Origin of the sequence: Enterobacter sp. PGRG2, assembly GCF_030291195.1 — a bacterium.
In the GTDB taxonomy this organism is placed as follows: domain Bacteria; phylum Pseudomonadota; class Gammaproteobacteria; order Enterobacterales; family Enterobacteriaceae; genus Enterobacter_D.
In genome coordinates, this window is the sequence record NZ_CP127837.1 from 2,305,327 (window position 1) to 2,314,507 (window position 9,181).

A 9,181-nucleotide genomic window follows, 5' to 3' on the forward strand; every position below is an offset into this window, starting at 1 on the left:
TGTGTTGTAGGCCGGGTAAGCGTAGCGCCACCCGGCAACGGCAAATCACGCGGACTCCCGCGCCACTAACTGACCGGACAGGGTTATCCGCTGGGTAAGCAGATCCGGCTCTTTCAGTTTACGTATGATCAACGCCGCCGCCTGGCGTCCGGTCTCTTCACTCGCTGACGACACGTAGGTGAAAGATGGCGACGTCAGATTCACATGCAGCATATCTTCAAATCCCACCAGCGCCACCTGTTGCGTCAGAAACACATCTTTACCCACCGTGCGCCCGACCTGGCTGATGCCGGACAAACAGCCAATCACCGCATCGGGCGAATGGCACAGCAGGGCGGTGATCTTATTGTTCTTTTCCAGCAACTGACGCGTGGCGTGGCTGGCGGCATGCGTGCCGTCGCAGCAGGCCGGGGTAAACTCTTCCCGCGTCACCAGGCCGTACTGCGTTAAGGCACTACGAAAACCCAGCAGCCGTTGCTGGCGAATAAGATTATTTTCACTGCCGCCGATATAGGCGATATTACGGTGACCGCGCTCGATAAGATAACGCGTGGCAAGGTTGGCCGCCTGACGGTTATCGCGCATCACTAAGTCGCAGGGTTCATCCAGCAGGGATTGCGACACCACCACCAGCGGCAGCGGACATTCCCGGATCTGCTGTGGTACGTTCGCCCGCGAGGCATCCGCCGCCAGATAGATTACCCCCGCCACGCCCTGTTGCTTGAACGATAACAGACAGCGCTCCAGGTGTTCTTCATCGTTGAGCGGCTGGCCGAGAAAGACCATAAAACCCTGTTTCTCCAGCTCCTGCACAATGCTGGCCATCACTTTGATAGAAAAACTGTCGCTGAAATCCCGTAAAATCAGGCCGATAAGATTGGAGGTACTGGCGCGCAGATTGGCTGCCGCCACGTTGTGCACGTAGCCGAGCGTGGTGATGGACGCCTGCACTTTCTCAATGGTCGCCGCCGAAATTTTCCCTTTCTGACGCAGCACCAGCGAAACGGTCGAAACAGAAACCCCCGCATGCCTTGCGACATCAATAATGCTGACCTTCTTCAAACGCGCTCCCTGAAATCACCGGATAATCAGCCAAATATGACAACGTCTCCTGCGCGGGCAGAAGACGTTATCACCTTAACAGTTTCGGGTTATCTGCCCATCATACCGGACAGGGTTTGTGCGATAAATTGTGCGCGCGCGCCAAAAATCACCTGTACGCCCTGATCGCCGACGAACACCACGCCCCGTGCGCCCAGATTGTTCAGCCCGTCTTTATCCACCAGTGTGCCCTTCGCCACTTCCAGACGTAAACGTGTGATGCAGGCGCCGACCGAGCTAATGTTCTGCTCGCCGCCGAGCAGGGCGATGATTTCCGTGGCGAGTTCATCATCGGTTTTATCGCTGACGCTGGCGGTAATTTCCGTGCGGCCTGGCGTTTTGACATCGAAACGACGGATCACGAAGCGGAAGGTGAAGTAGTAGATCAACGCCATCGGCACGCCGACGATAATCGCGCTCAGGAAGTTGGTCTGGAAGCCGTTGAAAGACGGCAGGATGCCGAACGACAGGTAGTCGATAAAGCCCGCCGAGAAGGATTTGGCGATATGCGCATGCAGCAGATACATACACATGTACGACAGACCCGCCATGATGGCGTTAAACACGTACAGCACCGGCGCGACAAAGATAAAGGTGAATTCCACCGGCTCGGTGATCCCCGTCAGGAAGCAGGTGAGGGCGGCGGAGAACAGAATACCGGCGGCAATCTTTTTGTTTTTGGTCTGGGCTTCGTGATACATCGCCAGACAGGCCGCAGGCAGCGCGAACAGCATCAGCGGGAACTCGCCCTGCATGAACTTACCGGCGTTCTGGTAGGTGTCGCTGCTGAAGGATTTCACGCCTTCTTCCAGCATTTTGAACCAGATGGTCTGGTCGCCATGGATCACCTGGCCGGCCTGCGTGGTGTAATCGCCGAAGGAGTACCAGAAAGAGGGATACCAGATATGGTGCAGACCGAGCGGGATCAGCGCACGTTCAACCAGCCCGAAGATAAAGGTTGAGGCCGCCTGATTATCGCCGTTCACCACCACCGACAGCGCATCAATGCCTGACTGAATGTGCTGCCAGACATAGGGCAGCAGCAGACCGAGCAGGAAGGAGAGAAACGCGGTGGCGATGGCTACAAAACGTTTACCCGAGAAGAAGCCGAGGAATTCCGGCAGCTGCAACGTATGGAAACGGTTGTAGCACCAGGCGGCGAGAATGCCGCAGATCAGCCCGCCAAACACGCCCATCTGTAAGGTCGGAATGCCGACCACCATCGCATACTTACCGCCCTGCGAGGCCATTTCCGGCGTGATCGACAGCACCGTACCTATAGTGATGTTAGTGACAAACACCGACACCGCCGCTGACAGCGCCGCAATACCGGACTCAGACGCCAGACCCACCGCGGAACCAATGGCGAACAGCATCGGCAGGTTATCAAAGATAACGCCCCCGGCATTCATCATCAGCGGCAGCTGGAATTTATCACCGAACGCCAGTAACAGACCGGCGGCGGGTAATAACGAAATTGGCAGCATCAGCGCGCGGCCAATCATGGACAATTTTGATAACGACTTAATGAAACCTGACAGCATAGTCATGCCTTATCCCCCGAATGCAGACGCCTTTTTTGGGCGCTTATTTTTGTGAGTATAACGTTCTACTAAAACGTTATACCTAATGTCAGTTAAGCGCGGTTTTACCGCAACTGAAATCACGTGGCACGTCAGAGGATTTTGTTATTCTTTTGAAGTCGATCGGGTAATGCCCCTGGCGGGCGCGGGGAGAAGGGCGGTATTTACCCTCTCCGGCGGAGAGGGTAAAGGGGGATCAGGCGGTGATGGTGATGCTCTGCCCGTTAAAGCTCACGGTCTGACCGGCGACGATTTTGCAGCGCTTGCGGGTTTCCACCTCGCCGTCCACCGTCACCAGACCGTCGGCGATAAAAATCTTCGCCTGCGCGCCGCTTTCGCTCCAGCCTTCCAGCTTGAGCAGATCGCAGAGTTCAACATGCGGATGTTTGCCCAGGGAGAATGTTGCCATCTTATGCTTCCTTAACGTCGTGATATTCTTCGCACGCCTGTAGCGTGTTCTGGATGAGTGTGGCGACCGTCATCGGCCCGACGCCGCCTGGTACTGGCGTGATGTACGCAGCGCGCGCGGCGGCGTCTTCAAACACCACATCGCCCACTACTTTACCGCTTTCAAGACGGTTAATCCCGACATCAATAACAATTGCGCCTTCTTTGATCCACTCGCCAGGGATAAAGCCCGGTTTGCCCACCGCGACGATCAGCAGATCGGCATTTTCCACATGCTGGCGCAGGTTTTTGGTGAAGCGGTGCGTCACCGTGGTGGTGCAACCGGCCAGCAGCAGCTCCATGCTCATCGGACGGCCAACGATATTGGAGGCGCCAATCACCACGGCATTCAGGCCGTAGGTATCGATGTTGTAGCGCTCCAGTAGCGTGACGATGCCGCGCGGCGTACAGGGGCGCAGACGCGGCGCGCGCTGGCACAGACGACCCACGTTATAGGGGTGGAAACCGTCCACGTCTTTATCCGGCGCGATACGCTCCAGCACTTTTACGTTGTCGATGCCCGCAGGCAGCGGCAGCTGCACCAGAATGCCGTCGATAGCGCTGTCGGCATTCAGCCTGTCGATAAGCATCAACAGTTCGGCTTCGGTGGTGGTTTCAGGCAGATCGTAAGAGCGGGAGATAAAGCCCACCTCTTCACACGCTTTGCGTTTACTGCCCACATAGATTTGCGAAGCCGGGTTGCTGCCAACCAGAACAACAGCCAGCCCTGGTGCGCGTTTTCCTGCAGCCAGACGTGCCTGCACTTTTTCCGCAACTTCAGAGCGCACCTGCTGCGCAATCGTTTTACCGTCAATAATCTTTGCTGCCATCAGAGAGAAGATTCCGTCTGTGAATAGAAGAGTGGGGATGGCTATATTTTGTCAGAAGCGGGAGGCGCTGTCAGTTAACCTTTATGAAATTCACCTGCGGCAGCGTCGTGAAGCAGTTCAGGATGCTCATTTACCGCGCATCCAGATGCAAAGCCATTGACTCAATGGAGGTTGACCGTATAATCTGAGGCGTTTCCACCATAAAAGGTGTGACATCCGCGTAACGCGCCCTTAGCTCAGTTGGATAGAGCAACGGCCTTCTAAGCCGTAGGTCACAGGTTCGAGCCCTGTAGGGCGTACCATTCTGCTTTCGCTCACGCCCTTCGATTAAATTTCTTCCCTGGTACGTTTTATCCGTTTTGGCATTTAGCGTCGTCTATCGACGTAAAAAAAACCGCCAGCGTTTCCCCTGACGGTTTGTTTATCAGCCCCCGACTTACAGCCCTTCGGTGCTCTCTTTTTTCGCTTCCATCGCTTCGACATCACGGTACCAGCGCGGATGATGCTTCTGCGCCCAGCGGCGGCTCACTTTGCCGACAATCATGCCTTTGATGGAGCCTTTGACCCAGAACGCCATATACATATGAATAAGAATGGCGTGGATCAAAATAATCGCCGTGGTGGCATGAATAAGCAGGCTATAACGCACCACTTTGATCGGAAAATAATCGGCAAACCACGGACGCCAGATAATAACGCCGGTTACCAGCAGCACAAAAATCATGCTCATAATGGTCCAGAACATCATCTTCTGCCCGGCGTTATATTTGCCGACCCGCGCCACTTTATGCTCGTTGCCTTTCAGCACCTCGACAATGCCTTTCACCCACGGAATATCGTGTTTATCGGGAATATTGTGATGCACAAAACGCACGAACATAAACATCAGCGCGATGAAGATCAGCACCCCAAACCACGGGTGCAGAATACGACCCATCTGCGGCGTACCGAAGGTTTCCGTCAGCCATTGCAGCGTCGGGAAGAACAGCGCGATGCCGGAGAGCGCCACCAGGAAAAAGCAAATCACGACCGTCCAGTGGCAGGCGCGGTCAATGAATTTCGTCCTGACGATCATCCTGCTCTGCTTAATCATGGTGTTCCTCCTCGTCTTCATCCACCTCTTCATTCGGCCCGACGCCCACATAGTGGAAGATCAGCCCCGCGAAGGTGGCGATAAAACCTGCCGCCGACAGCGGTTTCAGCAGCCCTTTCCACAGGGAAATCGGGGTGTCGATGTGCGGATCGTTCGGCAGATTGTGATACAGCTCCGGCTGATCGGCATGATGCAGCACATACATTACGTGCGTGCCGCCCACGCCCTGCGGGTTATAGACGCCCGCGTGCGGATAGCCGCGCTTTTGCAGCTTCGCCACGCGCTCGTCCGCCACCTCCAGCATCTCTTTTTTTGTGCCGAAATGAATGGCCCCCGTCGGGCAGGTTTTCACGCAGGCTGGCTCCTGGCCCACGCTCACCCGATCAACGCACAGCGTGCATTTATAGACGCGGTTATCGTCTTTATTCAGACGCGGAATGTTGAACGGGCAACCGGCAATGCAGTAGCCGCAGCCAATGCAGTGTTCCGACTGAAAATCGACGATGCCATTGGCGTACTGAATGATTGCGCCCGCCGACGGGCAGGCCTTCAGGCAGCCCGGATCGGTGCAGTGCATACAGCCATCCTTACGGATCAGCCACTCCAGCCTGCCGTTCTGCGACGTCTCGCTAAAGCGCATCAGCGTCCAGGATTTGGCGCTCAGATCGGCGGGGTTGTCATACACCCCGACGCAGTGGCCCACTTCGTCGCGGATGTCATTCCACTCCGAACAGGCCACCTGGCACGCTTTGCAGCCAATACAGCTGGAGACGTCAATCAGCTTCGCGACCTCTTCTTTATAGTCGCGGGCACGAGGCGGCGGCGTCATGCCGTTCGTCGCTGAACGGCGGATAATATCCTGAGATTGCATGGACATAATATCGCTCCTTACGCCTTCTCAATGTTGACCAGAAACGCCTTGTACTCCGGCGTTTGCGAGTTGGCGTCGCCGACGGACGGCGTCAGGGTATTGGCGAGATAACCCTTACGCGCCGTGCCTTCAAAGCCCCAGTGCAGCGGAATACCGATGGTTTCCACCTCCTGACCGCCCGCATACAGCGTGCGCACGCGTGGCGTCACCACCGCGACGGCGCGAATAAAGCCGCGTTTGCTGCTGACCTTCACGCGATCGCCATTGGCAATGCCTTTCGCTTTCGCCAGCCGCTCGCTGATCTCCACGAACTGCTCCGGCTGCACAATGGCGTTCAGCCGCGAATGCTTGGTCCAGGTGTGGAAGTGCTCCGTCAGACGGTAGGTGGTACCGACATACGGGAAGGCATCGCGTTTGCCGATGCGTCGGGCATCCGCGGCGTACAGACGCGCTGCCGGGTTCGACACCACCTTCGGGTGCAGCGGGTTGGTGCCGAGCGGCGTTTCAAACGGCTCGTAGTGTTCCGGGAACGGCCCTTCCGCCATTTTGTCGATGGCAAACAGACGACCCAGGCCTTCCGGTTGCATGATAAAGGGCCCGACGCCGCTGCCCGGCGGCGCGGTGTTGTAGTCCGGAATATCGTTGCCGACCCATTTCGTACCGTTCCATTTGATCAACATGCGTTTCGCGTCCCAGGGTTTACCCTGCGGATCGGCGGAGGCGCGGTTGTAAATGATGCGGCGGTTCATCGGCCATGCCCAGGCCCAGCCCAGGGTGTTACCCAGCCCGGATGGATCGCTATTGTCACGGTTCGCCATCTGGTTGCCTTTCGCCGTCCAGCTCCCGGCGTAGATCCAGCAGGCAGACGCGGTGGTGCCGTCGTCACGCAGCAACGCAAAGGAGTCCAGCAACTGACCTTTTTTCGCCAGCAGATTGCCACTGGCGTCAAAGAGATCTTCCAGCGCGTAGCCGTTGTTCTCCCGGGCCACTTCGTCCGATTCCGGATGATCCGGCTGCTCGTAGTGCCAGCCCATTTTCAGCAGCGGCTCCACGCCTTTACCGCCTTCGGTGCGATACATGTCGCGCATCCGGTGGTACAGACCCGCGAGGATCTCGCCGTCGTTACGCGCTTCGCCCGGCGCGTCTGCGCCTTTCCAGTGCCACTGCAACCAGCGGCCGGAGTTGGCAATCGAGCCATCTTCTTCGGCGAAGCAGGTGGACGGCAGACGGAACACTTCGGTCTGGATGGTGGCCGGATCGACATCGTTCATCTCGCCGTGGTTCTGCCAGAAGTTTGAGGTTTCAGTGACCAGCGGATCGATGATCACCAGATACTTCAGCTTGCTGAGGCTGGCGACCACTTTGTTTTTATCCGGGAAGGAGGCGACCGGGTTAAAGCCCTGGCAGATATAGCCGGTGACCTGCTGACGATCCATCATGTCGAAATACTTCAGCACGTCGTAAGACTGATCCCACTTCGGCAGCCAGTCGAAGCCCCAGTTATTTTCCCGGGTCGCAGCGTCGCCATAGAAGGCTTTCATCAGGCTGACGAAAAACTTCGGATAGTTGCCCCAGTAGTTCACCTGGCCCGGCAGCGTGGCTTTCGGCGTATTGGCCGCCAGATAACTTTCCAGCGTGGTGTGTTTTTCCGACGGCAGGGTCAGATACCCCGGCAGGCTGGTGGAGAGCAGGCCCAGATCCGTCAGCCCCTGAATATTGGAGTGGCCGCGCAGCGCATTCACGCCGCCGCCCGCCATGCCCATATTGCCGAGCAGCAGCTGGATCATCGCCATGGTACGAATGTTCTGCGCGCCGACGGTGTGCTGCGTCCAGCCAAGCGCATACAGGAATGTCGTGGTGCGATCCGCCGTGCTGGTGGAGGCCAGTACTTCGCACACTTTCAGGAAATCAGCCTTCGGGGTGCCGCAGATATGTTCCACCACGTCAGGCGTATAGCGTGAGACGTGATCTTTCAGCAGGTTCCACACGCAGCGGGGGTGCTGGAGCGTATCGTCGCGTTTCGCATAGCCGTTCTCATCGAACTGATAGTTCCAGCTGGTTTTGTCGTACTGGCGTTTCGCCTCGTCGTAGCCGCTGAACAGGCCGTCTTCGAAGCTGAAATCATCCCGTACCAGCAGGCTGGCGTTGGTGTAGTGTTTGACGTATTCGGCGTTGATTTTATTGTGGGAAATCAGATACAGGATGACGCCCGACAGGAAGGTAATGTCGGTGCCGGAACGGATCGGCGCATAGATATCCGCCACCGAAGCGGTGCGGGTAAAGCGCGGATCGACCACGATCAGCGTGGCATCGTTGTTGTTTTTGGCTTCCATCGCCCAGCGAAAACCGACCGGGTGGGCTTCAGCGGCGTTACCGCCCATCACCATCACCACGTTGGCGTTTTTGATATCAACCCAGTGGTTGGTCATCGCACCGCGACCAAATGTTGGAGCAAGACTTGCTACCGTTGGTCCGTGTCAGACGCGCGCCTGGTTATCGACTGCCAGCATGCCCAGCGAGCGGGCAAATTTTTGCGTCAGCATTCCGGTTTCGTTACTGGCTGCCGAGGCACACAGCATGCCGGTGGAGAGCCAGCGGTTAACCGTGACGTTCTGTTCGTTCTTCTCAATGAAGTTAGCGTCGCGGTCATCTTTCATCAGGCGGGCGATGCGGGTAAAGGCCTCGTCCCAGCTGATGCGCTGCCATTTATCAGAGCCAGGCGCGCGGTATTCCGGGTAGCGCAGGCGGCTGTCGCTGTGGATATAATCCAGCAGACCCGCGCCTTTCGGGCACAGCGCCCCGCGGCTGACCGGATGATCCGGATCCCCTTCAATATGGAAAATACTGGATTTGGCATTTTTCGCGCCGTCACCCATGCTGTACATCAATAATCCACAGCCTACGGAACAGTAAGTGCAGGTATTGCGGGTTTCTTTCGCGCGCAGCAGTTTGTAATTGCGCGTTTCCGCAAGTGCAACGGTGGGGGCAAAGCCCAGCATCGCCGCCGTGGTTCCTGCCATTCCGCCGGCGCAAATTTTAAAAAATTTTCTGCGACTGACGTCCATCATATCCCCAATGTTTTGACTTGTTATGACGTGTTTACGGCGGCGAAAATAACAGGACAGCGAGCAGGGATATTGCGTGAAATCAATTCGCTATGCATTGACGGGCGACTCACCTCTTATGGGGTAGGCAGGGCTGGCGGGGCGGTAATCCCTTTGAGGCGTGTATCTCCGGATTTTACGATGGCGGGGAC

7 protein-coding genes and 1 tRNA gene are annotated in these 9,181 nt (G+C 56.9%); 1 reads left to right on the plus strand and 7 read right to left on the minus strand.

The window, feature by feature from the left end; genetic code table 11:
* Positions 1-45 precede the first annotated feature (45 nt).
* The 4 genes from malI to folD form a co-directional block, all read right to left on the minus strand.
* Positions 46-1,062 (minus strand): Mal regulon transcriptional regulator MalI, encoded by a 1,017-nt coding sequence (malI, locus tag QRD42_RS10015; RefSeq protein WP_321987009.1) that lies wholly within the window; start codon positions 1,060-1,062, stop codon positions 46-48.
* 89 nt (positions 1,063-1,151) lie between these two features.
* Positions 1,152-2,651, minus strand: coding sequence for a PTS transporter subunit EIIC (locus tag QRD42_RS10020; RefSeq protein ID WP_321987010.1), 1,500 nt, complete (start codon positions 2,649-2,651; stop codon positions 1,152-1,154).
* A gap of 229 nt (positions 2,652-2,880) precedes the next feature.
* Positions 2,881-3,093 (minus strand): ribosome-associated protein YbcJ, encoded by a 213-nt coding sequence (gene ybcJ, locus QRD42_RS10025; RefSeq protein ID WP_072567621.1) that lies wholly within the window; start codon positions 3,091-3,093, stop codon positions 2,881-2,883.
* Between the two features lies 1 nt (position 3,094).
* Positions 3,095-3,961, minus strand: coding sequence for a bifunctional methylenetetrahydrofolate dehydrogenase/methenyltetrahydrofolate cyclohydrolase FolD (folD, locus tag QRD42_RS10030; protein WP_072567622.1), 867 nt, complete (start codon positions 3,959-3,961; stop codon positions 3,095-3,097).
* Positions 3,962-4,186: 225 nt separating this feature from the next.
* Between folD and QRD42_RS10035 the strand changes: the two genes are divergently transcribed.
* Positions 4,187-4,263: transfer RNA gene (locus QRD42_RS10035), tRNA-Arg, on the plus strand.
* 134 nt (positions 4,264-4,397) lie between these two features.
* Here QRD42_RS10035 and fdnI read toward each other — a convergent pair.
* Genes fdnI through fdnG form a run of 3 tightly spaced genes read right to left on the minus strand, consistent with a single transcriptional unit; the run spans position 4,398 to position 8,990 of the window.
* On the minus strand, positions 4,398-5,051 hold the full coding sequence (gene fdnI / locus QRD42_RS10040; RefSeq protein ID WP_072569406.1) for a formate dehydrogenase-N subunit gamma: 654 nt from the start codon (positions 5,049-5,051) through the stop codon (positions 4,398-4,400).
* Positions 5,047-5,931, minus strand: a complete 885-nt coding sequence (fdxH, locus tag QRD42_RS10045) for a formate dehydrogenase subunit beta (protein WP_321987011.1) — start codon at positions 5,929-5,931, stop codon at positions 5,047-5,049. The genes fdnI and fdxH overlap by 5 nt, the downstream gene beginning before the upstream one ends.
* Positions 5,932-5,942: 11 nt before the next feature.
* Entirely contained in the window at positions 5,943-8,990 is a 3,048-nt protein-coding gene (gene fdnG, locus QRD42_RS10050; protein ID WP_321988749.1) for a formate dehydrogenase-N subunit alpha, read from the minus strand.
* Between the last annotated feature and the right edge of the window lie 191 nt (positions 8,991-9,181).

Bases quoted from the DNA above. Each gene is read 5' to 3' on its own strand.
- QRD42_RS10020 (WP_321987010.1), bottom strand. From the start codon at position 2,651: ATGACTATGCTGTCAGGTTTCATTAAGTCGTTATCAAAATTGTCCATG.
- ybcJ (WP_072567621.1), bottom strand. From the start codon at position 3,093: ATGGCAACATTCTCCCTGGGCAAACATCCGCATGTTGAACTCTGCGAT.
- folD (WP_072567622.1), bottom strand. From the start codon at position 3,961: ATGGCAGCAAAGATTATTGACGGTAAAACGATTGCGCAGCAGGTGCGC.
- fdxH (WP_321987011.1), bottom strand. From the start codon at position 5,931: ATGTCCATGCAATCTCAGGATATTATCCGCCGTTCAGCGACGAACGGC.